Raw genomic sequence first — 23,664 nt, forward strand, 5'->3', positions numbered from 1 at the left:
TCACGCAGCCTGCGCTTCTTTTTTTGGTTTGGAAGGTAATTCAACAAAAATCATTCCTAAGAAAATACAAAGACACCCAACGATAGCAGAAATAGAAAGCTGTTCATTTGCTACTAGAACGCCTGTTAATGCTGCAAAAACAGGCTCCATTGCGAAAATAATGGCTACTCTCGTTGGAGAAGTGTGTTTTTGTGCAGATGTTTGAATGAAAAAGGCAATTGCTGTCGCAAACAGGGAAGTTAGAAATAGAGCGAATAAAAAGGAATGGTTTGTCCATAGTGATACTGAAAATAATTTTTCCCAATCTTCAAATAAAAAAGCACAAATAGAAGAAAATATACCGACAGCTAATACTTGAGAAGTGCTTAGTAATAAAGGTGATATTTTTTTAGAAAAGAAACCGTTAACAAGAATATGGGCAGCGAAAGCGACAGCGCAACCGAGAACGAGTATATCTCCAATGTTTAATTGAAAAGAATCACCAGCGGTTAATAAGTATAAACCTGCTGTTGCCACAGCAATACCAAGTGCGATGAAAACTGTAGCTCGCTGTTTTAAAAAGATAAAAGACAAGATTGGGACCATAATGATACTAAGTCCTGTTAAGAAACCAGCTTTTGAAGAGGTTGTATAGAGTAAACCGAATGTCTGTAATAAATACCCAACACATAAGAAAAACCCAACAATTAGCCCAGCAAGACTACTATGTTTTATGTCTTGTTTTGAAGTTTTTTGAGAGAAAATCATTTGAACGAATAATAAAATAATTCCAGCAAATAAAAAGCGAATAGCATTAAAAGTAAATGGACCAACGAAAGACATAGCATTTTGAACGACAACAAACGTAGCTCCCCAAATAAAAGAGACAAATAATAATGCGAGAGGAGCAATCCACCCTTTTTTCACACTCATACCCCCGTTAATTTTGTGAAATGGCTTTTCTAGCCAATTCATCAGCGACTTTATTTTGACTACTTGGAATCCACTTAATAAAAAAGAGATCGAAATTTTTTATGTACTGCAGTGCTTCTTCTAGAAGCGGTGCAAACATTTTATTTTTTGCGTATTCTTTTTCAACAGCCCGCTCAACAAGTTGGGAATCTGTACGAAAAGATACACTGCTATAATTATGCGCTGCGCAATACTTTAATGCTGCAAGTAAAGCGTGGTATTCTGCTTCATGGTTTGACATTGTCCCAAGTGGTAATGACAATTGTACAGGTGGCTGTACCCCTTTAATAAAAACCCCGGCACCAGAAGGGCCAGGATTTCCTTTTGTTGCACCATCAATATATACTTCAATCAAAATGCGAAACCTCCAAATTATAAGATTATCCCGCGTTAACGGGTAGTAAGACACCCACCTCAAAACTCGGCTGAAACAATGAAGTTAGGTGGGTGTCGGGCTGCCCGTAAATGCCCGATTGGTGTGGGCTAATAATCAGTGGGGATGAACACCCCCCACTGATTAAAGTTTCACTTTATCCAATTGTAATGCTATAACGACATGTAAATGTTTCATTCGCTTGTAAAGACTGAATTCCTTTTTTTTCTTTGAAATCTTTTGCTGGTTTTACTTCATCAGCGATTCCATACCAAGGTTCAATACATAAGAAAGGTGCGTTATCTCCTGGTGTCCATACGCCGACAAATGGGAACCCATCAAATTCTACTTTTACAAATTTATTATGTTTATGTGAGCGAATCGAAATTTCATTCGTATTCATATTTTCAAAAATAAGTGCGTCATTTTTGAATAAATCGTATGTAAGTGGTAACTCTTTTGTATTTTCAGCGATTAGTTGCTTGTTACTTGAAAGATAAGGTCCTTCTAGTACACTTGTTTCTAAGCGTTCTGAACCATTAAATGATAGATGATAATCTGTAAATGATTCGCCGTCTACTAATGGGAAATTGAATCCAGGGTGTGCTCCAATTGAGAAGAACATCTCTTTTGAAGAAGGATTATTTACTTCATATGTAACATGTATATTTTGTTCTTCTAACTCATAAGAAACAAGTAATTTAAATTCGTATGGATACTTTTGTAGTGTCTCTTCATTACTCGTAACGATATAAGTGATGTTTGTTTCACTTTGTTCTTTAACAGAGAACGAAAGGTCACGGGCAAAACCATGCTGTGTTAATGAATAAGGTTTACCGTCTACGTAGTATGTATTTTCTACTAATCGACCGACGATTGGAAACAAGATTGGTGCACGACGTCCCCAATAAGTAGAATCACCTTGCCATAAATATTCTGTGTTGTCTTCTTTTAAGCGAACGCTTTGCAGTTCTGCACCTTTGTCAGAAATGGAAACGATCACTTTTTCGTTTTGAATTGTTGCGGTCATGAAGTGAAACCTCCTAAATATTTCATATGTTTCATTATACGTTGTCTAAAAGAAAAAAGGTAGTTCATGATAGGAATCTATTGACGAAAGAGTGCCTATTGCGTAAAATATAATCTTGTTGCTTAAAAAGCGAATGACGTGGTTCGAAACCATCCCACGTAAAAAAACTAAGGAGATTTTGTCATGAATATAAGAACATTAGTCGGTAATGGTATTTTAGCGGCATTATATATTGCTGTTTCTATGCTTATTCAGCCATTTGGCTTTACGAATGTACAGTTTCGTATTTCAGAGATGTTTAATCATCTCGTTGTATTCAATAAGAAAGCAATTTACGGGATTGTATTAGGTGTATTTTTAACGAATCTCTTTTTCTCACCTATGATCGCTTATGATTTAGTATTTGGAGTAGGGCAATCAATTCTTGCACTACTTGCAACTATTATTTCTATGCGCTTTATTAAAGGTGTTTGGGCTCGTATGATTTTTAATACAGTTATTTTTACAATTACAATGTTTATGATAGCAATTGAACTTCATCTTGCGTTTGATCTGCCATTTTTATTGACATGGCTAACTTGTGCAGTTGGTGAATTTGTTGTGATGGCGATTGGTATGCCTGTAATGTACTGGATTAATAAGCGAGTGCAATTTGAAAGATTTATGTAATAGATGAAAGAGCTGTTCCTTATATAGGATGGCTCTTTTTGTATGTGATTATATTGAATATAATACTGTGACTCTTGATAAAATATAATAAAATAAATATTAAGAAGTCTTATTATAAGGGGAATCTAGTATGAAATATAAAATACATTGGTTGTATAAAACGAAGCGTGGTTTACAAACTGAATTAACAACAGATTATATGAACATAGAAGAAGTGCTTCAATTTGCGGAGGATTTTGAGAAAACAGGTAGGGTGAAAGAACTTTTATTTTACGATGAAATGGATGCAGAATGGTCATTAAAAGAAATGAAAAAACTAAGTAAGCAAGTGGAGGAAGATCCTCAAGAAATTCAAGTTTATTTTGATGGTGGTTATGATGTGCAGACGAAAGAAGCTGGGGTTGGCATATGTGTATACTATAAAAAAGGAAATACAAATTATCGAATTCGTCGCAATGCATACATAGAAGGCATATATGATAATAACGAAGCGGAGTATGCAGCATTATTATACGGGATGAATACACTCGAGGAATTAGGAATTAAATATGAAGCAGTTACACTTCGGGGTGATTCTCAAGTTGTACTGCAGCAATTAGCTGGTGAATGGCCTTGCTATGATGAACATTTAAATCATTACTTAGATCAAATTGAACAAAAAGCGAAGAAAATGAAATTAAAGCTTGTTTGTGAACCGATATCTAGAAAACAAAATAAAGAGGCGCATCAATTAGCAACGCAAGCATTAGAAGGAACGGCAATTGACAGTCATAAAGAAATAACCGAATAGAGAGGTGCAAAGGTGAATAAAAAGCAACTCATTACAGAGGTAAATGACTTATTAGAGACGTATTGCGAAGGATGTTTCTTACAGGATCATAATCGGAAAAATCATAGTAAATACTATGCCCATTCTTTTTGTATACGGCAATGTACGGTTGGAGAGAAATTGAAAAAGTATGGGGAGCAATTGTCATGAAAAAACATCCAGAGAATTTTCTCTGGATGTTTTTTTAATGCTTCGCTTCGTGTAATTGATGCTCACATTTACTTAATTTCTTTTCCTCATTCATTAGAAATGGCTCATCTAAATCTGTCGCAACAGATTTCATAATTTCAAGCTGGGAGCGAGCTGCTTCTACAGCAGTAGTAGCATGCTCTAATGTGTCTGGATCCATTGAAATTGTTGCAGAACCTACCATCTTTTGTGCAGTTTCTACACGGAATTTTACTTCTTCAAAATCATTTACTTCTGATCCCATTAATAATTCCTCCTTTGTATAGTGCGCATTTCACATAGTTTTTGCTCTGTAAAACGGAAATATACAAAGGAATAACAAAGGAGGTTACCAAGTAAGGTAACCTCCTGTTATATGTGGGATTAAAGTTTTACTACGTTAGCAGCTTGAGGTCCACGGTTTCCTTCAGTAATGTCGAAAGATACTTCTTGACCTTCCTCTAAAGCTTTGTAGCCGTCGCCTTGAATAGCAGAGAAATGTACGAATACATCTTCAGAGCCTTCCATTTCGATAAATCCAAAACCTTTTTCATTATTAAACCATTTTACTTTTCCTTGCATGTCACAATTCCTCCTAAAAACAATTCCTTTTTTCATTTAGTGAAATTCATTAAAAAAATAATATAAATAAAAAATGCTATATTATCGAATATTCTGCTAAATGATTAATTTAAATATACACGAATTGGTAGAATTCAGTCAAGTAAGCGGTTTTAAAATTTTGTATTTTTAAATAATTTTTTCTCGGATTTTTAAAAAGGTATAGGACAAGCCGCGTATGTAATATTCTTAAGTGAATGCTGTACATAATGAGGTGAAAGAATGGATGAGTCTTATTTATTAGATAATGAAGGAATGGAGAATAGAGTCGACATACCGAATTGGGTTGCAAAAGAATTTCATAATTTTTCGAGTGTCGTGTTAGAACCAACTTTTCCGTGTTATTTCGGTTTAACAGCTTTGAAAAAGAATGAACTTCGTTATTCATTTCTCTCTCATAATGATTGGGGGCATTTACCCAATACAATGTTATCTTTTTTAGAGTTAATGAGAGAGCGGCCGATTGTAAGAAGAGGATTTTTTCTTTTTGTGGAACCGGAATGTGAAGAAAAATCAATCGAATATTATCGAGATTATTTTTGGAAAGTACTACAATATTTGCATGAACAAGATAATCAATTATGGCCAAAGCAAATCCCGAAAAATCCAGAGCATTATTTATGGGAATTTTCATTTGGTGGTGAACCAATATTTGCATTTGGGAATGCGCCAGCTTATAAACAGCGAAAGACTAGGCATTTGGGGAATTCTCTCATTATTGGATTCCAGCCACGAACTATTTTCGATGGATTAGAAGGAGATCGTCCTAAAGGGGCGTATTCAAGACAAATGGTCCGTGAACGAGTTGAAAAGTGGGATCAGTTGCCGAAGCACCCTAACATTAGTCACTACGGCGATCCTAATCATCGTGAATGGAAACAATATTTCATAGGGGATGATATTGAGCCGATTAAAGGTAAATGTCCTTTTCATTATAGAGTAGAGAAATAAGAGCCATCAACTGGATGGCTCTTTTGTATGTTTTGGATAAAAAAGGGTATTGTATTAGTGAATAATTTTTATGAAAGCTAGTCTATTTTCTATATTTGCATCATTACTTAATAGTAAAAGAAGTAGAAAGGATAGAGCGATGTTTGGAGCAATTATACAACAAATAGTATTAGGTATTTCATTAGCTGCACCGGTAGGTCCAATTAATATTGAAATGTTAAAACGGGGAATTGAACGTGGATTTTGGCATGCATGGATTGTTGGAATCGGAGGCATGACTGCTGATATTTTGTTTATGCTTCTCATTTATTTTGGTTTATCTTCTGTGTTTATGTATACATATGTACAAGCTTTTATGTACTGCGCTGGGTTTTTCTTATTATTTTATTTAGGATTTCAAAGTGTAAAACAAGGAATTTCCCGCTCGAATATGGAATATAAAAAAGAAGAGGTAGGTGGCCTTAAACAATCGTTTATGGCAGGGTTTTTAATCGCGATATCCAATCCATTAAATCTTGTTTTTTGGTTTGGAATATACGGAAGTACACTTAGCTCTTTACTTACAAAGGTAACGAAACAAGAAGCTTTTTTGTACAGTCTGTGCATTATTGTCGGTATTATTTTGTGGAATTTAAATATTGCTTTTTCTGTACATTTTGGAAGAACTTTATTAAAACAAAAAGCACTTGGCTATATTACAGCCGGAGCAGGTATTATTTTAGTAGGATATTCTATCCATTTTGCATACAAAGCTTTACAGTTGTTCACATAAGATTGAAGGGGAGATTTTTATGTATCGAACCACTATTGACGGAAAAGAAATTATTATCACTTTAGCACCAAAAATTCGAAAAGAAATTACTGATCGAAATCCACTTTATGAAGCAGTCTTTAATACTGCAGCAAGGTTGCTGCAAACGAAACAACCAACGTTTGCGGTAAATCATGAAGTATTTGGGCTTATTATTGGAGAAGTACAAAGGGGTGAAGTAACGGTGTTTGCAGTAGAACACATTATCCCGAAGCAAAATATATTTGGTCCGAACACTTTTTTCTCGACAATAGAACAGCAGGCAAATTTGTAAAGTGAATAGAATAAGAATAAAATAGAAAAGAAATGGTCGTAACGATATGTTACGGCTGTTTTTTGAGAAAAGGGGGAAGAAAGATGAAGAGAGTGGTAAAGGAGTTTTTTTTACAACATGATATTGTTATTATGTATAGTATTCTATTTATTTTCATCATTATTTTAAAAATGCAATTTTTCACCTGGATAGGTATGTTAGCGTGTGTGTTTGGGATTGCTTTTTATACGTTTAACGAATATATGACACATCGTTTTTTATTTCATTTAAAGCCGCCTAAAAACGCATTTTTATTAAAAATGTTAAGAAGATTACATTATGATCATCACGTATATCCAGATGATTTGAAACTTTTATTTTTGCCTGTATGGTTTAGTATACCTAGTTTTACTATATATTTACTTATATCGTACGGTATTACAAAAAGTGTTACTGTTACACTTTCATTTGGAATCGGAATGATTATCATGCTCCTCGTTTATGAATGGAAACATTATATTGCACATAAACCGATTCGTCCCTTCACTAAATTTGGAAGATGGCTAAAAAAACAGCACATATTACACCATTATAAAAATGAAAAGTTTTGGTTCGGAGTTTCAAATCCAGTATTCGATTTTATATTTGGAACTCTTAAAGATGGAAAAGACGTTGAATTAAGTGAAACAGCTCGTAATTTAGAAAAGGAGACAAAGAAAGAAGTAGTGCGATAAGCACTACTTCTTTCTTAATGAGGGGAAAAAGTAATTGAGGTTTCGCTGTATTTTGAAAAAGTATATTAAAAATTTAAGAGAAATTGACGAAAAATGTCTATCGAAAAATCTTTGCAGGAATGTATAGATTGTCTAAAATGAAAATAAGTTTCTGAATATTTATAAAATTTAGTCTTTATGTATGCAAGGGAGAATTGTATTTTAAGTAAGAGAGGGGACCAGAGAATGAAACGAGATGATACGTCAGCACGTAAGTTACAAAATGAGGTGAATTATACAGAAGTTGTTCAGTCTGAAGAGTTTCAATTGTTATTAAATACGAAAAAGAAGTTTATCATTCCGATGAGTATTTTCTTTTTAAGTTTTTTTATTACATTACCTATTTTAACATCGTATTCAAAGGTGCTCAATACACCGGTATTTGGTGATGTGACATGGGCGTGGGTATTTGCTTTTGCGCAATTTATAATGACATGGGCATTATGTATGATTTATAGCAAAAAGGCGGAATCCTTTGATGAAATGTCGCAAAAAATTCTACAAAATATGCAAAAAGGGAGGGGCTGAATTTGAATACTACTGCGTTTGCACTATTTTTAATTATTGTTCTTGGTACGCTCGTCATAACCTATTTTGCATCGAAAAAAACGAAAAATGCGAGTGAATTTTATACGGCTGGAGGGGGATTAACTGGTTGGCAAAATGGACTGGCTATTGCCGGGGATTACATGTCTGCGGCGTCATTTCTTGGCATCGCTGGAGCGATAGCTTTAACAGGATTTGATGGGTTCTTTTATAGTATAGGTTTCTTAGTTGCTTACTTAGTTGTATTATACCTAGTTGCAGAACCGCTTAGAAATTTAGGGAAGTATACGTTAGCGGATATGATTGCAGCGCGTTTTGATGCGAAAAAGGTTCGTGGTATTGCAGCGCTTAATACGATGACGATTTCGATTTTTTATATGATTGCACAATTGGTTGGTGCGGGTGCACTTATTAAATTATTATTAGGAATTGAATATACGACATCCGTTTTAATTGTTGGTACACTTATGACAGTTTATGTTATTTTTGGTGGTATGACTGCTACGAGTTGGGTACAAATTGTAAAGGCTGTACTACTTATGGCGGGTACATTTATCATTTCTGTTATCGTTTTCGCAAAATTTAATTTTAGTGTGACAGAAATGTTCGCTCAAATGAAAACAGCTACTCCACTGAAGGAATCGTTTTTAAATCCAGGAGTAAAGTATAAAGATGGTCTTGATACACTTTCTTTAAATTTAGGACTAGTTCTTGGTACGGCAGGATTACCGCATATTCTTGTCCGTTTTTTTACAGTACGTGATGCAAAAACTGCACGTCAATCAGTTGTGTATGCTACGTGGTTAATTGGAGCATTTTATATTATGACGATTTTCTTAGGATTTGGTGCGGCGGCGTTTGTAGGGAATGAGGCAATTATTAAAGCAAATCCAGCCGGTAATATGGCAGCACCTTTATTAGCTAAAGCGCTAGGTGGAGATTTCTTATTCGCATTCGTATCGGCGATTGCTTTTGCAACAATTTTAGCTGTAGTAGCAGGCCTTGTATTAACAGCGGCTTCCGCATTTGCTCATGATTTTTATAACGAGATTATTCGAAAAGGAAAATCAACAGAAAAAGAGCAAGTGTCAATGGCTCGTTATGCGTCTATTGGAGTAGCGATAGTATCTATTATACTTGCTTTATTTGCTCAAACATTAAACGTAGCATTTTTAGTCTCATTAGCATTTGCAGTCGCGGCTAGTGCAAACTTACCAGTTATATTATTTACAATCTATTGGAAGCGCTTTAATACAACGGGTGCCATTTCCGGTATGATCGTTGGACTCGTATCAGCAATTGTTCTTGTTGCGTTAAGTCCAAACGTCTGGAACCCTGTAGCTGGAAAAGCTATTTTTGTTGGAGAAGCATTATTCCCATATACGACACCTGGAATTGTTTCTATTCCGCTTGGATTCCTCGCAGCATATTTAGGAACTGTTTTCTCTAGTAAGAAAGAAGATGCAGCGAAGTTTGATGAAATTCTTGTGAAATCTAATACTGGTCATGGAATTAGTGATGCATCTACACATTAAAAAAGAGGAGCTTTTCGAATTATGAGAAAAGCTCCTCTTACTTTTGGCATTTTCTTATAAAGTGAAACTTTAATCAGTGTGGGGGATTGTTCATCCCCCCACACTGATTATTAGTTGAACCAATCGGGCGTTTATGGGCAGTTAATCTCCCACCTAACTTCTTTGTTCCAGCTGAATTTTTGGGTGGGAGTTTTACTGCCCGTTAATGCGGGATAAATATTACATTATTTTTGGTAGGATTTGTCTTGGTTTTGTGGAATGAAAATAGCAGGGAGAAATTTAACTCATCATGGCACCAGCGCAGCTTTGTGAAAAATAAGTTGTTATGGAAGGTGGAAGAAATGATGAAAACAAAACAAACAGATGAATTATTAGCAAAAGACGAGCAATATGTTTGGCACGGAATGCGCCCCTTTAGTCCAAATAGTACAATGGTGGGGGCAAAAGCAGAAGGGTGCTGGGTTGAAGATATACAAGGAAAAAGATACTTAGACGGTATGAGTGGCCTTTGGTGTGTAAATAGCGGATATGGAAGAAAAGAGCTCGCAGAGGCAGCTTATAAGCAATTGCAAACATTATCATACTTTCCGATGTCACAATCACATGAACCAGCAATTAAGCTCGCTGAAAAGTTAAACGAGTGGCTTGGTGGAGAGTATGTTATATTCTTCTCTAATAGTGGATCAGAAGCGAATGAAACAGCTTTTAAAATAGCAAGACAATATTATGCTCAAAAAGGTGAACCGCATCGTTACAAATTTATGTCACGTTATCGTGGTTATCACGGAAATACAATGGCAACGATGGCAGCGACTGGACAAGCACAGCGTAGATACCAATATGAGCCATTTGCGTCAGGGTTTTTACATGTAACGCCTCCAGATTGTTACCGTATGCCAGAAATGGAATCACAAAATATTTATGATGTAGAGTGTGTGAAAGAAGTCGATCGTGTTATGACATGGGAATTAAGTGAAACGATAGCTGGATTTATAATGGAACCAATTATTACAGGCGGAGGTATATTAATGCCGCCACAAGATTATATGAAAGCTGTTCATGAAACTTGTCAAAAACACGGGGCGTTACTAATTAGCGATGAAGTTATTTGCGGTTTCGGGCGTACAGGAAAAGCTTTTGGATTTATGAATTATGATGTGAAGCCAGATATTATTACAATGGCTAAAGGTATTACGAGCGCATACTTACCCTTATCAGCAACAGCTGTGAAAAAAGAAATTTATGAGGCATTTAAAGGAACGGGAGAATATGAATTCTTCCGCCATATTAATACATTTGGTGGGAATCCAGCTGCTTGTGCATTAGCGCTTAAAAACCTAGAAATTATGGAAAATGAAAATTTAATTGAGCGCTCTGCACAAATGGGTTCACTTTTATTAAATCAATTAAAAGAAGAAATTGGAGAGCATCCGCTTGTTGGGAATATTCGAGGGAAAGGGCTATTAGTTGGAATTGAACTAGTAAATGATAAAGAGACGAAAGAGCCAATTGATAACGATAAAATTGCAAGTGTTGTAAATGCTTGTAAAGAAAAAGGGCTCATTATCGGACGCAACGGTATGACAACGGCGGGGTATAATAACGTATTAACATTAGCACCGCCACTTGTTATTTCAAGTGAAGAAATTGCTTTCATTGTTGGAACGTTGAAGACGGCAATGGAACGTATTTAATAAATAGAACGAGAGGAGCGAGCTGAAAGATAAGGCTCGCTTTTATTTATTAGGAGGGGCTTTTAATGGATAAATATGATCCTAACAAACATTATCACATCGGTTATTATGAAGATGGATATGATTTAGAAGTGACAGCGTACAAAAGAATAAATGAACCAATTTGGGATGCCTATATACCACACTATGAGGCAGATGATTTTTACAAAAAAGTGGAGAAAATGAAGCTAGGTGAATATATAGATGACTATGGCATTAAAGTATATTCATTTAGTGATGATATAGATGATGAAGAAGCACGAACTATTTTTGAAAAATGGTTAAAAACGAATGGAATTGTTTAAAGAGAAAATGAAAAAGGAGATTACTATTTTATAAAATAGTAATCTCCTTTTATTATAGTAAGCTTATTTACTTGCCTTAAGTGCTTTATCTTTTGCACCAAAAGTGTATTTTAACATTGGTGGTGTAATCATCGTAGTTAAAATAACGACAATAACGATTGCTGTAAAGTAATCTTGTGCTAATAGGCCAGAAGAAAGTCCTGTTCCTGCGATGATAAGTGCAACTTCACCACGAGAAACCATACCAGCACCGATAATTGCAGAAGACTTTGCATCAAATCCAGTCATTCGTGCACCGAATCCACAACCGATTAGTTTTGTGAATACAGCGATTACTGTTAATGCTAAAATGAACCAAATTTGATCACCAATACCGTCAAATGTAATATTCATACCGATGCTAACGAAGAATACTGGCACGAACATAGCATAAGCGATTGGTTCTACTTTCTTTTCTACTTCATGTTTGTAGTTCGTTTGAGAAATAGCGATACCAGCTGCGAAAGCACCGATAATACCAGCAATTCCTAATAGTTCACCGAAATATGCGAATGAGAAACAGATGATAAGTGCTGCGCTAACGATAGACTCAGATACGCGTAGTGGTGATAACCAACGCATAATCGCTGGAACACCTTTCCAACCGATTAAAATAATAGAAGCAAAGAATACTACTTTCTTCAAGATAACCATTGTTAAGTTAACATCATCTGTACCTAAGAAGCTCATTGCAAACGCTAATAAAATAACAACAAGAATGTCATCGAATACAGCTGCTCCAAGCATAGTAGTACTTTCACGTGTTTTCATCTTTCCTAAATCGCGAAGTGTTTGAACGGAAATACTAACACTTGTCGCACATAGAAGTAATCCTAAAAATACAGCATTCCCTTGTTCCATTCCCATAACAAGACCAGAAACGTAACCACCTACGAATGGAAGAACGATACCACCGAGTGCAACTGCTAAAGAAGAATTACGATTTGCATTTAATTCCTCTAAGTCTGTTTCAAGTCCAGCCATAAACATTAAAAGAATAACTCCGACATTACTTAATTGCGTTAGAAGTTCTGAATTCTCGATCCAACCTAATACAGCTGGACCGATAACGATACCGACAATTAATTTACCGAGTACAGAAGGTTGACCTAATCTAACACTAAGATCACCAGCAAGCTTTGTACTTAATAAAATAAGTGCAATTTGAAAGAAAAATTCGAATTCCATCTGATCCTCTCCTCATCATTTTTGTTTTTATCATACGATTTCTCGGAATTTGCCTAATGAAAATATGTAAAACCCATTAAACAAAGGGTCTTATTACAAGTTCTTTTGAACTCGTAATTTGAACCTGTAATTAATATATAATAAAATTCACTAAAAATCAATGGAAAAATAGCAGATTTTCATGAGAGGATTCGTTTTAGAAAAGGGAGATATAGCTATATAATAAGAAGTAATAAAGTTTACATATAATGAATGGAGAAAGAAAAATGTTATTAAATCAACGTTTTACCATTGGAGAAATGGCGAAAATGCATAATATAGCGGAATCTACATTACGTTATTATGATGAGAAAGGGATTTTTCATCCGTCAAATGTTGACCCTCAAACGAATTATCGTTATTACACAATTGATCAGTTTTCACTATTAGATACGATTAAATTTTTACGCCAATTGAACATCCCGTTAAAGGAAATAAAGAAATATATTGATGAACGAAATCCGTCTTATGCGCTGAATTTACTTGAAAAACAACAAGAAATGATGCTGAAAAAGCAAAGAGAAATTGAGTATGCTTTGGCAAAAATGGAGCATAAAATCCATTTAATGAAGAAAGCGACGAAATCTGAAGCGAATCAAATTATTTATAAAAAGATACCGAAACGAAAAATTACAGCGATTGCAGTGGCGCCGAATACGACAGATGATATGTTTGAATATTATATCCATTCGCTTCAAAAAAATATGAAGCAAATTGATAATAGTTTATTTTCAGGAGATATCGGTGTAACAGTTTCCAAAAAAGCATTACTGCAAAATGAGTTTCAAGCATATAACAGTGTGTTTATTTTATTGGATTACATGCCTTTTCAAGTGCATACTTCAGATGAAATAAAAGAAGGAATATTTGCTTGTTCTTATCACCATGGACCGTATGAAGAAACAGACGCAACGTATACGAAATTATTAAAGCACATTGATAACGAAGGATATGAAGTGTGCGGAGATGCGCTTGAGCTTGCGTTAATTGATTGGTCTGTAACAGAAAATCCGAAGGAGCAAGTAACGGAAATTCAAATACCTGTTGTTAAAAAAACAAACAAAAAATAAGCTCATATATTTTCGATTGTCTATTGACCTTCAAGTAACTTGAAGGTTTAAACTGTGAACAGGGCATTGAAAAAGGAGCATTTATATGATGGAAGCAACAGAAAAATTAAGAGAAAAACCAATTAAAAGTTTATTTATTTCTTATTTAATACCAGCTGTTCTTGGAATGGTATTAATGTCAGTGAATATTGTGATTGATGCGGTCATGATTAGCAGGGGAGTTGGAGCGAACGGTTTAGCAGGAGTAAACGTGGCTATTCCAGCGTTTTCAATTTTCTTCTCTATTTCATTATGGATTGGAATGGGCGGGGCAACGTTATATTCAATTGCACTAGGTGAAAATAAAGTAGAAAGAGCGAGGTCTATTTTTACTCAATCCATGACGGTAGCAGTAATTATCGTAGGTATTTTAGCAGCTATTTGTTTATGGAGAATAGAAGATTTAGCATACTTATTCGGTGCAAATGAAGTGATTTTACCATATGCGTTAGACTATTTACACGTGTTATTAACATTTGGAATGATATACGTTTTAGAAAATATTTTAAGTACATTTATACGAAATGACGGAAATCCTAATTTAGCAATGGCAGGTCTTGTTGTAACGGCTGTATTAAACATAGTGTTTGACTATATCTTTATTTTTATTTTTGGATGGGGCGTAACAGGTGCTGCTTCAGCGACTATTCTTTCGGCAGCGATTGGTTTCCTTGTATTATTAACTCACTTCTTTAGAAAAAGTAGTATTTTAAAGTGGACGAAATTCCATTTTGAATGGGATACGGTTAAACAAATTATGGTAATCGGTTTCCCGAGCTTTACAGCAGAAAGTACAGTGGCAATTGTAACGATCGGTTTTAACATTGCGTTCGTTCAATATGCAGGAGAACTAGGTGTAGCTTCTTATGCGATGGTGAATAGTATTCATGCAATGACATTACTATTATTCTTCGGTGTTGGTGCAGCATTACAACCAATTGCTAGTTTCCATTATGGTGCTAATTTATCAGAGAGACTTCGTGAAGGATTGAAGTTTGCTGTAAAAATTGCAGTTGTACTCGGGTGCGTTGCGATAATTGTCGGATTATTCTTCGGGAAATATATCATTGGTCTATTTGATGTCCAATCTCCAGAATTATTGGAGTTAACATTAACGGGTATTAGCTTGTTCTTTATCCAATACGTATTTTTAGGCTATAACATCGTGTATGGAGAGTACTTCCAATCAGTGCGACAAACGAAGAAATCGGTACTTATTATAATGAGCCGAGGGTTACTATTTATTATTCCATTGTTATGGATTATGCCAAAGTTATTTGGGATAAATGGAATTTGGCTTGTTATGCCAGTAGCTGAAGTATTGACAGCGATTATCGTATTTACGATGAATCGTATGAAACATCCTGTTCCGTTAAATATGGCAGGAAAGAAAGAAGCAATATAGTGAAGAAAATCCCCTTGAACAAATAAGGGGATTTTTTCATTCTTTTAAACTAATCGCAAAAGATCCATCCGTTTCTTGAACAGACGCAAAAGCAACGTTTTTAATATTTGTGATGCCTTTTTCTTTTAACTCTTTATATAACCACTTTTCATCTTTATGAATTAACTTTAAGTTATCGTATTGAATTTGTGAATCGACGATAAGGGCGATTGGTAATCCAGCATACTTAACATCTATATTCATATCTTTTGGAGTCAATGGCACAAGTTCTCGCTTTGGTAAAATACTTATAGATCCATTTGATTCTAAAATTGCATATTCAATTTCATGAACACTTGGATATCCTGCTACTCGGAGGTTTGAGAGTAATTCGGCAATCGGGTATCTACTTTTCTTTAAGTTCTCAAAAATAATATCTCCATGTTTTATTAAAATAATGGGGTGCCCGAGAATGAAGCGATTTAATTTATTGAATAAACTTAGTTTTGTAAGAAGTAGATGTAAGCATGTAATGGTAACCATGCCGAAAAATGCTTGTAAAGCACCAGCGACTGGTATCGCTTGAAAAGCTAAATAAGATAAAAAAATAATAGCCCCAAAATCATGAGGGGTTAGTTGTGCTAATGCAGATTTACCAAGTAGCTTAAGTGATAGTAAAAATAAGATAAAAAAGAACGATACATTAAATAAAAAGAGAAGCAAGAGGGACACTCCTTCGTGTGAAGTTGTACTTACTATTCCCGAAAGTAATATAAATATTACCTTTTATAGGATGAATTAGGGTGAAATGGAATTTGGCTGTATACAAACAAATAAATGGATATTATGATGAAGGAAGTAAAGGGAATAGGAGTATATGGATATGAGAAAGAAGAAAATAATTAAGTACATTTTAGTTGTTATAATGATCTTCGCCGTGTATGCGGGGTTTTTACAATATAACATCTATAAGCAGGGGCATATGAATGCCACCTACGATGCGGATTATATAATTGTACTAGGATCGAAAGTAAATGGAATAAAACCTTCTTATTCATTGCAATATCGTATTGATAAAGCAGCTGAGTATTTAAAATCACATGATAAAACAATTGCTATCGTATCTGGAGGCCAAGGAAAAGGTGAAGATATTACAGAAGCATTAGCGATGAAACAAGGATTAATGAAACAAAATATTGCAGAAGACCGCATTATAATGGAAGACCGTTCGACGAGCACAGATGAAAATATTAAATTTTCAAAACCTCTTATCCCTGAACATATGAAAAAAGGGATGATTGTAACGAACGATTTTCATATGTTCCGAGCCAAAAAGATTGCAGAAAAACAAGGATTGACATTAGAAGGTCTTCCGGCGAAAACACCGAAGCCAATTATTATTCAATCGAACGTTCGAGAATATTTAGCGATCACACAATATTGGTTATTAAATCGAATATAATCAACGTGAATCCCACCTGAAATTTCAGGTGGGATTTACATTAAGGTAAATCTTACAAATGTGTCATCTTAATGAAAGGTAAAGCGATAGTTTCTAAAGTGGTTTCCTGACATAATGAAGATAACAAAAAACTTTAGAGGTGAATCGTATGAAAGGGAATAATATATTATCTTCGCTTTGTTACTTTAGTATCTTTTTTGCACCATTTTTACTGCCAATTATCGTGTACTTTGTTGCGGAAGATGAAGTGAAATATCATGCGAAAAAAGCATTTTGGTCACATGTTTTCCCGTACGCAATTTTATTTGGAGGATTAGCACTATCAGGAGTATACGGTTTAAGTTTCAATCAGTCTGAGAGCGTTGGAATTGGGATGGTTATAACGTATGCAGTGTTTATACTTGTAGGGATTTACTACTTCATTTGGAACATCGTTAAAGGTATTAAAGTTTTGAAAGCAACTTAACAAAAATTGAATAACAGCATATAAACCTGTCGTTATTTGTTGATAAGTCGATATCCCTTTTCGAAACGTTGATATAATTTCATATACCGTATTAATAGACATTATAAAAAGAGTAATTCACAAAGAATTGCTCTTTTCGTGCTTATAAGTTGTGAATAATGAAAAATATATGTTAATTTTTCATTATGAAGAGAAAAAAGGAGTGACCCTCATGAATGAGATGATACGTAAGATGGAGCAACATGTTTCAGTTCGTAAGTATAAAGAAGAAACAATTTCAAAAGAAATAGTAGAAAGAATGGTGCAAGCTGCTCAGCATGCGGCTTCCTCGCACTTTGTACAGGCGTATTCTATTATATATGTAACAGATCAAGAGCTAAAAGCTAAACTAGCAGAGCTTTCTGGAAATCGTCACGTGAAAGACTGCGCAGCATTTTTTGTTTGTTGCGCAGATTTAAAGCGACTTGAAATGGCATGTGAAAAACATGGTACAGAGATAAAACATGAAGGAGTGGAAGATTTTATCGTTGCGACGGTAGATACTTCACTTTTTGCACAAAACTTAGCAATTGCAGCTGAATCTTTAGGATACGGCATTTGTTATATTGGCGGAATTCGTAATAACCCGAAAGAAGTGAGTGAATTGCTTCATTTACCGGATAAAGTATATCCGGTATTCGGAATGACAGTCGGCGTACCAGATGAAGATCATGGAGTAAAACCACGATTATCGGTAGCTGCAATTCTTCATGAAAATGGATACGATGAAAAGAAATATGATGAATTATTAAACGAATATGATGAAACGATGAGTGCGTATTACAAAGGAAGAGCGTCAAATCAAAAAAACGTAACATGGACGGAATCAATGAGCACATTTATGTCAAAAGAGAAGAGAATGCATATGAAAGAGTTTTTAAGTGGGAAAGGATTAAATAAAAAATGATTGAAAAGACAAACCTGAGATGCGGGTTTGTCTTTTTTTTTGAGGAGAAATGTATTTTGTTTGCTATCATATACGTAGAAATAAACATTAATAAATTTTTACAAAAGTGATAGAAAATGAGAATGAAATGCCAATAGTAAGTAAAGCAGCTGCTAAAGGGGAACTGAGTAAGGAAGATGTTTATGGTTTTCGATTCTGAAGAGGATTTAATTATAGCTATGAAAAAACGTGATCAATATGGAAAATTAGTTTTATACATTATTCATAAATCATTAATTACCCCTATTGAGAAACAATATGTAGATGATTGGTATTACTAATTGTGGACTGAAAATAAAATTATTTAAGTTTTGATGTGAAATAATCCACTGCACTTATAAATACAACAATAATTTCATTTAAACCCATCTGTTATTGCATAATCTAAAGCACCTTCTATAACAAATGCAAACTTTCAATAAGAAGATAAATACCCGTGCAACTCAAAAGGATATATGTAAATATTTTAAAAACTCGTTGGTTAATCCATTTGAAAATAATTTGGCCTATAAACAAGCCTAGAAATACGATTGGAATTGCATAAAAACTTGATTCCCAAATTGTTTTGTTAGTTCCAGTAAAGAGTATTTGAGTCATCAGACTAATGAAATATATAAACAGATAAAAAGCTAAAGTAGTTGCTCTCAACTTCTCTTTTTTAGTATCAGTTCCTGTAAAGTAAAGTAACAGGGGAGGCCCTGGCATACCGATACTTGTCGTTAAAAGACCTGATAATCCACCAACTATAAAATCTCTAAATGGTGTGGATTTAACCTTAAAGTTGTATATTAGCATAAGTGTTAATAGTAAGAGCAGGATGCTAATTGCTAATTTGAAAGTGTTTATGTTAATGGAAATGAAGAGTAAAATACCAAAAGGTACACCAACTATACTTCCAAAAATTAATCTTTTCAGTAGAATAAAGTCAATGTCCATTCTTATTTTCCAAATGAGTGATATTGAAATAATCAATGATAAAATGATATTTATTTGTATGGCTTCTTGTGGTAGGAATAACATTAGTAAGAACGGTGTTGCCATTATGGAAAAGCCAAAACCTGTACTTGCTTGCAAAATAGAAGCCACCAATATAATACATATGAAAATGAACGTAACCTCCAAAATATCCCTCCTATTTAATCAAATGCAATAAATATTTTAATACCATGAAAATCGAATTTAGCTATTTCAAGCTTATAGATTAAGTGATCTTTTTCACAATCCTACCTATATTTTAACATAATTATTTAGTTTCTTCTCAAATGGTGTTCATGTATATGACTCTGTAACCAAATAATATGTTTAACTTTTTTTAATAATGTTATTGGTACTCAACACTAACGAATGAGATCGAATAAACAGTAACGGTGAGCTGAGCTATTGATTATCAATAGATTCTTCGCTAAGCTCCCCGTGATAAAATAAAAAAAGCCATATAAAACTAACGAAAATACAGCATATAGATATAGCTAACAGGCTACCAATGATTTGAGGAGAAAAAAATTTCTAAAAGCCATCCTGTTATAAACATAGATAACTGAATAAGAGATCCGTAAATGGAATAATGAAATGAAAAAACAGCTCAAATATGAGCTGTTTTCGTATAGTTTTTAGTTAGCATATTTCATTCATTTAGAGTTTAACGAAAAGGATATTTTATCTTAATATCCGCCGCCGCCACCCCAACAGCTACATCCGATAATAATTAGAAGGATGAATAGCACGATGAGTAAAGCAAATCCACCGCCGAAACCAGCGCAACTACCACCAAAGCTCATGTTTTTTCCTCCTTTTTAGTAAATTAATCTATATAACTAATGGATTACTTTATAAGATATGTTTTTATTTGGAAAAGGAGCAAGTCTTACTTCTAATTAGACAAGAGTCTGTAATCTGATTTAAATAGGATATTAACTTTGTTTCATAGCGATTTTTTGAAAATGGTAAAACAATATGGAAGTGTATAATAGTTGAATGTATTGTAAATGAAAGGGGTATGTAACTTACAATTACATTAAAATTTCTTTTCATAAATATAAAATTTGTAAAAAAAACCATTTTTTTATTTTTTTATGAGTGAAAATGTACTATAATTTTACAAGTAATATTATGGGAAAAGGGAGTTTTAGTATAGAGATGGAGATGGGACAATTACACAATAAAATAAAACACAAAAAGAAAGAGTTAATTCAACTTGTTGCTAGGCATGGATTAGATCATGATAAAGTTTTGTTGTTTAGTCGAGATTTAGATATACTAATTAATAAGTTTATGAATATGAAAGACAAAGTATATAAGTGATTAATCTTTAATTTTTATATTAGGATTATTTATTTATAAAGGAGAGAACAGTTATGGAACACTTACAAGAAGAGTTGTATAAACAAATAAAAGAAGAAAAAGGTGCAGTTACTATATTCTTAAAGAGTGGAGTAAGAATAGTAGGGGAAGTAGTTGGAGTAGATAGATTTACAGTATTAATATTAGTAGATGGAAAACAACAACTTATTTATAAGCAGGCAATATCAACAATTATGAAATAAGGCACTCAAAATGAGTGCCTTATTTCATAATTAAATGGTTACTGTTTGCATGCTTCAACGTCAATGCCAGCAGCGAGTAATTTTTTTTCTCCATCTTGTTCAATGATTTTTTGTAATTTAGATAAGAAAGAGTCGAAATCTGTATGTTTACCAACTTGGAAAGTCATTTTATGCTCAATTGGTAGCCAAGTATCAATATCAGCTTCGTTATGCTGAATTTTCACTTCAAGTTTATCAAGTGCGTTAGCAACTTTTGCTTCGTACGTTTCCTTTGCTTCAAACTCCATCCATAAATCGTATAATTCCACGCCAAGAGAACCTTCTAGTGTATGTTTAATATTTAAAATAGCCTTTTGCTCATTTTTTTGTTTTTGTAATTGTAATTCACGGCTATTCATTGTATCAAAGGCAGGAATATCACCAGCTTCTGCTTCAACAAGATCGTGAATTATGACCATTTTAAGTAATTTTTCAATGTTTACTTTTTGATCCAAATAAGGCTCAACTAAAATGGCCATTAGAGACATGCGCCATGTATGTTCGGCAACACTTTCTTGCCGTCCGTTAGAAAGCCAACTATGTCGCATTTCGTATTTTAGTTTTTCTGCTAATGCAATGACTTGTAAAATGTTATGTTCCATCGTGATCCTCCTCTTATTTCTATATCATAATTCTAATATGGAAATGAAATGTGTCAATTTTATGAGTATATTGCGATAAATAGATGATAAGCGTATAATGAGCATTATATGTGAAAACGCATTATTAAAATAAAAAAATGTTTTATAAAAATGAAAAGGGAAGGGCAGGAATATGGGAGACGAAAATCAAGTATTTGCTAGACCAGAAAGAAAAAGAAGGAAGTTTGATATTTCTAGCCCAGTGGGTATTATAGTAGGTTTTGCCATTGTAATAGCGGCGATCATGCAGAACTTCTTGAGCAGCAAGATGCATTACATATTGAAATGAATCAGCTAAGGCAGCATCAGCAAACGTTAGAACGAGAGCATCAGCAGTTGTTGCAGGCTAAAGAAGAGTTTCAAATGCATATTCATGAACAAATGGAACAGATGGAAGCAGCACGTTTACAGTTTCAAAAGGAGCAACAAGAAACGGCATACGAATGGACGGAGTTATTATGGAATCAATCTTTTCAATTAGCAGAAAAAATTGTGAATCAAGCGGTAGATTCACGAGTATTAGACGTTCTGCCAATATTAACAGGTATCGTTCAAACATTGCCTACTTCATTTGAAAAGTTAATTATAACGGTTCATCCAGAAACATTTGAGCGTATACAAGAAGAGAAGGAAAATACGAAAGAGTACTGGTTACTACAATTAGTAGAATGGAAGTATGATTTTTCTTTACAGTTTGGCGAATTTGTTTTGGAAGAAGAGAAAGAGTTCTTTGAATTTAAATTCGCACCTATATTTGCGAAACTTCGTCATAAATGGGAAGAAGAAAAGTTGTTTGAGGAGCAAAACGTATGAACAACAAGCTCATGAACGAACATAATAAATGGAATACGTTTATTGAAACGCCGTTTTATACGAAAGTTGGAAAAGTTCATAGTGTACAAGAGCAGTTTTTTGTAGCGAAAGGTCCGAAAGCGAAGATTGGAGATGTTTGTCTCGTTGGAGAACATAGCGTCTTATGTGAAGTTATTGCAATTGAAAAAGAAAACAATATGTTACTCCCATTTGAACAGACAGAAAAAGTGTGTTACGGAGATTCAGTTACATTAATTGCAGAAGATGTCGTTGTGCCCCGTGGTAATCATTTGCTTGGCAAAGTGTTAAGTGCAAATGGAGAAGTGTTAAACGAGGATGCTGAAAACATTCCATTGCAAAAAATAAAATTAGATGCACCGCCGATTCATGCATTTGAGCGTGAAGAAATTACAGATGTATTTGAAACGGGAATTAAATCGATTGATTCTATGTTAACGATTGGGATCGGTCAAAAGATTGGTATTTTCGCTGGATCAGGTGTTGGGAAATCTACATTACTTGGAATGATTGCGAAAAACGCAAAAGCGGATATTAACGTTATTAGTTTAGTAGGTGAGCGTGGCCGGGAAGTAAAAGACTTTATTCGAAAAGAATTAGGTGAAGAAGGCATGAAAAAAAGCGTCGTTGTTGTAGCGACGTCAGATGAAAGTCACCTTATGCAACTTCGTGCGGCAAAGCTTGCAACGTCTATTGCTGAATATTTCCGCGATCAAGGAAATAATGTATTACTTATGATGGATTCAGTTACTCGTTTTGCCGATGCTCGCCGAAGTGTTGACATTGCGGTAAAGGAATTACCGATCGGTGGTAAAACATTGTTAATGGAAAGTTATATGAAAAAGTTATTAGAGCGATCCGGAAAAACGCAAAAAGGGGCAATAACAGGTATTTATACAGTGTTAGTTGATGGTGACGATTTAAATGGTCCTGTACCAGATTTAGCTCGTGGTATTTTAGATGGACATATTGTATTAAAACGTGAGCTTGCAACTCTTAGTCATTACCCTGCCATTTCTGTACTAGATTCGGTAAGTAGGATTATGGAAGAAATCGTATCGCCCAATCATTGGCAACTTGCAAATGAAATGAGAAAAATTTTATCTATTTATAAAGAAAATGAATTGTATTTTAAACTAGGAACAATTCAAGAAAATGAAGAAAATGCTTATATTTTTGAATGTAAAAATAAAGTAGAAAATATAAATACGTTTTTAAAACAAGGCCGAACGGATAGTTTTCATTTTGAAGATGTTGTCCAAGCGATGCACCATATTGTATAAGGCCTCGCCCTTTGAGGTCTTATTTTTTTGTTTTTAATATTTCACAGATTTTTTTGTGAAAAAACTATATAATAGAAAAAGGGAACGTTATAATAGGAAGGGGCTAT

Annotated in this window: 31 protein-coding genes, 2 pseudogenes and 1 riboswitch; of the genes and pseudogenes, 22 read left to right on the top strand and 11 right to left on the bottom strand. The window is 34.2% G+C overall.

The annotated features are described in order from the left end of the window. From QUF93_RS10210 to QUF93_RS10220, 3 genes are all read right to left on the bottom strand, one after another. The gene (locus QUF93_RS10210; RefSeq protein WP_289358664.1) at positions 1-906 is read right to left on the bottom strand and encodes a DMT family transporter; all 906 of its coding nucleotides are present in this window, start codon (positions 904-906) and stop codon (positions 1-3) included. 13 nt (positions 907-919) lie between these two features. Beyond that, on the bottom strand, positions 920-1,306 hold the full coding sequence (locus QUF93_RS10215; RefSeq protein ID WP_088058023.1) for a reverse transcriptase-like protein: 387 nt from the start codon (positions 1,304-1,306) through the stop codon (positions 920-922). A gap of 175 nt (positions 1,307-1,481) precedes the next feature. Further along, positions 1,482-2,354 carry an aldose 1-epimerase family protein gene (locus QUF93_RS10220; protein ID WP_289358665.1) on the bottom strand — a complete coding sequence of 291 codons (873 nt, stop codon included), beginning with the start codon at positions 2,352-2,354 and terminating at the stop codon, positions 1,482-1,484. 132 nt (positions 2,355-2,486) lie between these two features. Then, positions 2,487-2,531, top strand: a riboswitch (PreQ1 riboswitch). 6 nt (positions 2,532-2,537) lie between these two features. On the opposite strand from QUF93_RS10220, the gene QUF93_RS10225 reads away from it, so the two are divergent. From QUF93_RS10225 to QUF93_RS10235, 3 genes are all read left to right on the top strand, one after another. Next, the gene (locus tag QUF93_RS10225; RefSeq protein ID WP_002117837.1) at positions 2,538-3,023 is read left to right on the top strand and encodes a QueT transporter family protein; all 486 of its coding nucleotides are present in this window, start codon (positions 2,538-2,540) and stop codon (positions 3,021-3,023) included. 130 nt (positions 3,024-3,153) lie between these two features. After that, positions 3,154-3,813, top strand: a complete 660-nt coding sequence (locus tag QUF93_RS10230) for a ribonuclease H family protein (protein WP_088058024.1) — start codon at positions 3,154-3,156, stop codon at positions 3,811-3,813. A 12-nt stretch (positions 3,814-3,825) separates the two neighbouring features. Beyond that, a complete protein-coding gene (locus QUF93_RS10235; protein WP_033714188.1) occupies positions 3,826-4,002 on the top strand; it encodes a zinc-finger domain-containing protein in 177 nt (58 codons plus the stop codon). Between the two features lie 34 nt (positions 4,003-4,036). On the opposite strand, the gene QUF93_RS10240 is transcribed toward QUF93_RS10235, so the two are convergent. Further along, positions 4,037-4,285 (bottom strand): DUF2564 family protein, encoded by a 249-nt coding sequence (locus QUF93_RS10240; protein WP_000534393.1) that lies wholly within the window; start codon positions 4,283-4,285, stop codon positions 4,037-4,039. Positions 4,286-4,404: 119 nt separating this feature from the next. Continuing rightward, positions 4,405-4,602 carry a cold shock-like protein CspB gene (gene cspB, locus QUF93_RS10245; RefSeq protein WP_128281582.1) on the bottom strand — a complete coding sequence of 66 codons (198 nt, stop codon included), beginning with the start codon at positions 4,600-4,602 and terminating at the stop codon, positions 4,405-4,407. A 261-nt stretch (positions 4,603-4,863) separates the two neighbouring features. On the opposite strand from cspB, the gene QUF93_RS10250 reads away from it, so the two are divergent. The 8 genes from QUF93_RS10250 to QUF93_RS10285 all read left to right on the top strand — a co-directional run bounded on the left by QUF93_RS10250 (position 4,864) and on the right by QUF93_RS10285 (position 11,548). Next, positions 4,864-5,592 carry a YqcI/YcgG family protein gene (locus tag QUF93_RS10250; protein ID WP_289358667.1) on the top strand — a complete coding sequence of 243 codons (729 nt, stop codon included), beginning with the start codon at positions 4,864-4,866 and terminating at the stop codon, positions 5,590-5,592. A gap of 139 nt (positions 5,593-5,731) precedes the next feature. After that, the gene (locus tag QUF93_RS10255) at positions 5,732-6,364 is read left to right on the top strand and encodes a LysE family transporter (RefSeq protein WP_289360967.1); all 633 of its coding nucleotides are present in this window, start codon (positions 5,732-5,734) and stop codon (positions 6,362-6,364) included. A 19-nt stretch (positions 6,365-6,383) separates the two neighbouring features. Then, on the top strand, positions 6,384-6,677 hold the full coding sequence (locus tag QUF93_RS10260; protein WP_002117848.1) for a hypothetical protein: 294 nt from the start codon (positions 6,384-6,386) through the stop codon (positions 6,675-6,677). 83 nt (positions 6,678-6,760) lie between these two features. Next, positions 6,761-7,390 carry a sterol desaturase family protein gene (locus QUF93_RS10265; RefSeq protein WP_088058032.1) on the top strand — a complete coding sequence of 210 codons (630 nt, stop codon included), beginning with the start codon at positions 6,761-6,763 and terminating at the stop codon, positions 7,388-7,390. A gap of 225 nt (positions 7,391-7,615) precedes the next feature. Then, the gene (locus tag QUF93_RS10270) at positions 7,616-7,957 is read left to right on the top strand and encodes a DUF485 domain-containing protein (RefSeq protein ID WP_002117853.1); all 342 of its coding nucleotides are present in this window, start codon (positions 7,616-7,618) and stop codon (positions 7,955-7,957) included. A 2-nt stretch (positions 7,958-7,959) separates the two neighbouring features. Beyond that, positions 7,960-9,510 carry a solute symporter family protein gene (locus QUF93_RS10275; RefSeq protein ID WP_289358668.1) on the top strand — a complete coding sequence of 517 codons (1,551 nt, stop codon included), beginning with the start codon at positions 7,960-7,962 and terminating at the stop codon, positions 9,508-9,510. A 344-nt stretch (positions 9,511-9,854) separates the two neighbouring features. Continuing rightward, positions 9,855-11,204 (top strand): aspartate aminotransferase family protein, encoded by a 1,350-nt coding sequence (locus QUF93_RS10280; protein WP_289358669.1) that lies wholly within the window; start codon positions 9,855-9,857, stop codon positions 11,202-11,204. 65 nt (positions 11,205-11,269) lie between these two features. Further along, positions 11,270-11,548: a DUF3986 family protein gene (locus QUF93_RS10285; RefSeq protein WP_289358670.1), complete on the top strand. Its 279-nt coding sequence runs from the start codon at positions 11,270-11,272 to the stop codon at positions 11,546-11,548. 63 nt (positions 11,549-11,611) lie between these two features. Here QUF93_RS10285 and QUF93_RS10290 read toward each other — a convergent pair whose 3' ends face one another. Continuing rightward, positions 11,612-12,775, bottom strand: a complete 1,164-nt coding sequence (locus tag QUF93_RS10290; RefSeq protein ID WP_002117863.1) for a cation:proton antiporter — start codon at positions 12,773-12,775, stop codon at positions 11,612-11,614. 266 nt (positions 12,776-13,041) lie between these two features. Between QUF93_RS10290 and QUF93_RS10295 the strand changes: the two genes are divergently transcribed. Together QUF93_RS10295 and QUF93_RS10300 are read left to right on the top strand one after the other, a co-directional pair. Continuing rightward, positions 13,042-13,884 (top strand): MerR family transcriptional regulator, encoded by an 843-nt coding sequence (locus QUF93_RS10295; RefSeq protein WP_289358671.1) that lies wholly within the window; start codon positions 13,042-13,044, stop codon positions 13,882-13,884. Between the two features lie 88 nt (positions 13,885-13,972). Then, a complete protein-coding gene (locus tag QUF93_RS10300) occupies positions 13,973-15,328 on the top strand; it encodes an MATE family efflux transporter (protein WP_033712169.1) in 1,356 nt (451 codons plus the stop codon). 36 nt (positions 15,329-15,364) lie between these two features. Here the strand turns inward: QUF93_RS10300 and QUF93_RS10305 are convergent, their stop codons facing one another. Beyond that, the gene (locus QUF93_RS10305; protein WP_002117869.1) at positions 15,365-16,030 is read right to left on the bottom strand and encodes a DUF421 domain-containing protein; all 666 of its coding nucleotides are present in this window, start codon (positions 16,028-16,030) and stop codon (positions 15,365-15,367) included. Between the two features lie 160 nt (positions 16,031-16,190). Between QUF93_RS10305 and QUF93_RS10310 the strand changes: the two genes are divergently transcribed. The 4 genes from QUF93_RS10310 (at position 16,191) to QUF93_RS10325 (ending at position 18,501) form a co-directional block, all read left to right on the top strand. Next, the gene (locus tag QUF93_RS10310) at positions 16,191-16,769 is read left to right on the top strand and encodes a YdcF family protein (protein ID WP_289358674.1); all 579 of its coding nucleotides are present in this window, start codon (positions 16,191-16,193) and stop codon (positions 16,767-16,769) included. A gap of 148 nt (positions 16,770-16,917) precedes the next feature. Next, the gene (locus QUF93_RS10315) at positions 16,918-17,235 is read left to right on the top strand and encodes a magnetosome magnetite crystal formation protein family (RefSeq protein ID WP_002117875.1); all 318 of its coding nucleotides are present in this window, start codon (positions 16,918-16,920) and stop codon (positions 17,233-17,235) included. 211 nt (positions 17,236-17,446) lie between these two features. Then, a complete protein-coding gene (nfsA, locus tag QUF93_RS10320) occupies positions 17,447-18,181 on the top strand; it encodes an oxygen-insensitive NADPH nitroreductase (RefSeq protein WP_289358675.1) in 735 nt (244 codons plus the stop codon). A 182-nt stretch (positions 18,182-18,363) separates the two neighbouring features. Continuing rightward, positions 18,364-18,501 carry a hypothetical protein gene (locus tag QUF93_RS10325; protein ID WP_289361028.1) on the top strand — a complete coding sequence of 46 codons (138 nt, stop codon included), beginning with the start codon at positions 18,364-18,366 and terminating at the stop codon, positions 18,499-18,501. Positions 18,502-18,616: 115 nt separating this feature from the next. Here the strand turns inward: QUF93_RS10325 and QUF93_RS10330 are convergent, their stop codons facing one another. From QUF93_RS10330 to QUF93_RS10340, 3 genes and pseudogenes are all read right to left on the bottom strand, one after another. Next, positions 18,617-19,342: a sulfite exporter TauE/SafE family protein gene (locus QUF93_RS10330; protein WP_289358676.1), complete on the bottom strand. Its 726-nt coding sequence runs from the start codon at positions 19,340-19,342 to the stop codon at positions 18,617-18,619. A 255-nt stretch (positions 19,343-19,597) separates the two neighbouring features. Next, positions 19,598-19,799: pseudogene (locus QUF93_RS10335) on the bottom strand (MFS transporter); the annotation flags it as partial. Positions 19,800-19,881: 82 nt separating this feature from the next. Beyond that, positions 19,882-19,998, bottom strand: coding sequence for a YjcZ family sporulation protein (locus QUF93_RS10340; protein ID WP_002149182.1), 117 nt, complete (start codon positions 19,996-19,998; stop codon positions 19,882-19,884). A 304-nt stretch (positions 19,999-20,302) separates the two neighbouring features. Between QUF93_RS10340 and QUF93_RS10345 the strand changes: the two genes are divergently transcribed. Further along, a complete protein-coding gene (locus QUF93_RS10345; protein WP_002117887.1) occupies positions 20,303-20,521 on the top strand; it encodes an aspartyl-phosphate phosphatase Spo0E family protein in 219 nt (72 codons plus the stop codon). Positions 20,522-20,574: 53 nt separating this feature from the next. After that, entirely contained in the window at positions 20,575-20,763 is a 189-nt protein-coding gene (gene hfq, locus QUF93_RS10350) for an RNA chaperone Hfq (protein WP_002012071.1), read from the top strand. A gap of 38 nt (positions 20,764-20,801) precedes the next feature. Here the strand turns inward: hfq and QUF93_RS10355 are convergent, their stop codons facing one another. Beyond that, positions 20,802-21,404 carry an HD domain-containing protein gene (locus tag QUF93_RS10355; RefSeq protein WP_002186244.1) on the bottom strand — a complete coding sequence of 201 codons (603 nt, stop codon included), beginning with the start codon at positions 21,402-21,404 and terminating at the stop codon, positions 20,802-20,804. 172 nt (positions 21,405-21,576) lie between these two features. On the opposite strand from QUF93_RS10355, the pseudogene QUF93_RS10360 reads away from it, so the two are divergent. From QUF93_RS10360 to fliI, 3 genes and pseudogenes are all read left to right on the top strand, one after another. Beyond that, positions 21,577-21,690, top strand: a pseudogene (locus QUF93_RS10360) (flagellar motor protein MotP); the annotation flags it as partial. A 38-nt stretch (positions 21,691-21,728) separates the two neighbouring features. Next, positions 21,729-22,256 carry a FliH/SctL family protein gene (locus QUF93_RS10365; RefSeq protein ID WP_289358678.1) on the top strand — a complete coding sequence of 176 codons (528 nt, stop codon included), beginning with the start codon at positions 21,729-21,731 and terminating at the stop codon, positions 22,254-22,256. After that, positions 22,253-23,557 carry a flagellar protein export ATPase FliI gene (gene fliI / locus QUF93_RS10370; RefSeq protein WP_002117944.1) on the top strand — a complete coding sequence of 435 codons (1,305 nt, stop codon included), beginning with the start codon at positions 22,253-22,255 and terminating at the stop codon, positions 23,555-23,557. Before QUF93_RS10365 ends, fliI begins: the two co-directional genes overlap by 4 nt. The last annotated feature ends 107 nt before the right edge of the window (positions 23,558-23,664 follow it).

The sequence above is a fragment of the Bacillus hominis genome (assembly GCF_030348325.1).
Classification (GTDB): Bacteria; Bacillota; Bacilli; order Bacillales; family Bacillaceae_G; genus Bacillus_A; species Bacillus_A hominis.

Coding starts and splice junctions, on each gene's coding strand:
- QUF93_RS10230 (WP_088058024.1), top strand. CDS start 3,154: ATGAAATATAAAATACATTGGTTGTATAAAACGAAGCGTGGTTTACAA.
- QUF93_RS10355 (WP_002186244.1), bottom strand. CDS start 21,404: ATGGAACATAACATTTTACAAGTCATTGCATTAGCAGAAAAACTAAAA.
- QUF93_RS10315 (WP_002117875.1), top strand. CDS start 16,918: ATGAAAGGGAATAATATATTATCTTCGCTTTGTTACTTTAGTATCTTT.
- QUF93_RS10240 (WP_000534393.1), bottom strand. CDS start 4,285: ATGGGATCAGAAGTAAATGATTTTGAAGAAGTAAAATTCCGTGTAGAA.
- QUF93_RS10260 (WP_002117848.1), top strand. CDS start 6,384: ATGTATCGAACCACTATTGACGGAAAAGAAATTATTATCACTTTAGCA.
- nfsA (WP_289358675.1), top strand. CDS start 17,447: ATGAATGAGATGATACGTAAGATGGAGCAACATGTTTCAGTTCGTAAG.
- QUF93_RS10325 (WP_289361028.1), top strand. CDS start 18,364: ATGGTTTTCGATTCTGAAGAGGATTTAATTATAGCTATGAAAAAACGT.
- cspB (WP_128281582.1), bottom strand. CDS start 4,602: ATGCAAGGAAAAGTAAAATGGTTTAATAATGAAAAAGGTTTTGGATTT.
- QUF93_RS10295 (WP_289358671.1), top strand. CDS start 13,042: ATGTTATTAAATCAACGTTTTACCATTGGAGAAATGGCGAAAATGCAT.
- QUF93_RS10225 (WP_002117837.1), top strand. CDS start 2,538: ATGAATATAAGAACATTAGTCGGTAATGGTATTTTAGCGGCATTATAT.
- QUF93_RS10310 (WP_289358674.1), top strand. CDS start 16,191: ATGAGAAAGAAGAAAATAATTAAGTACATTTTAGTTGTTATAATGATC.
- hfq (WP_002012071.1), top strand. CDS start 20,575: ATGGAACACTTACAAGAAGAGTTGTATAAACAAATAAAAGAAGAAAAA.
- QUF93_RS10300 (WP_033712169.1), top strand. CDS start 13,973: ATGGAAGCAACAGAAAAATTAAGAGAAAAACCAATTAAAAGTTTATTT.
- QUF93_RS10220 (WP_289358665.1), bottom strand. CDS start 2,354: ATGACCGCAACAATTCAAAACGAAAAAGTGATCGTTTCCATTTCTGAC.
- QUF93_RS10285 (WP_289358670.1), top strand. CDS start 11,270: ATGGATAAATATGATCCTAACAAACATTATCACATCGGTTATTATGAA.
- QUF93_RS10345 (WP_002117887.1), top strand. CDS start 20,303: ATGTACTATAATTTTACAAGTAATATTATGGGAAAAGGGAGTTTTAGT.
- fliI (WP_002117944.1), top strand. CDS start 22,253: ATGAACAACAAGCTCATGAACGAACATAATAAATGGAATACGTTTATT.
- QUF93_RS10340 (WP_002149182.1), bottom strand. CDS start 19,998: ATGAGCTTTGGTGGTAGTTGCGCTGGTTTCGGCGGTGGATTTGCTTTA.
- QUF93_RS10250 (WP_289358667.1), top strand. CDS start 4,864: ATGGATGAGTCTTATTTATTAGATAATGAAGGAATGGAGAATAGAGTC.
- QUF93_RS10365 (WP_289358678.1), top strand. CDS start 21,729: ATGAATCAGCTAAGGCAGCATCAGCAAACGTTAGAACGAGAGCATCAG.
- QUF93_RS10270 (WP_002117853.1), top strand. CDS start 7,616: ATGAAACGAGATGATACGTCAGCACGTAAGTTACAAAATGAGGTGAAT.
- QUF93_RS10265 (WP_088058032.1), top strand. CDS start 6,761: ATGAAGAGAGTGGTAAAGGAGTTTTTTTTACAACATGATATTGTTATT.
- QUF93_RS10290 (WP_002117863.1), bottom strand. CDS start 12,775: ATGGAATTCGAATTTTTCTTTCAAATTGCACTTATTTTATTAAGTACA.
- QUF93_RS10280 (WP_289358669.1), top strand. CDS start 9,855: ATGAAAACAAAACAAACAGATGAATTATTAGCAAAAGACGAGCAATAT.
- QUF93_RS10255 (WP_289360967.1), top strand. CDS start 5,732: ATGTTTGGAGCAATTATACAACAAATAGTATTAGGTATTTCATTAGCT.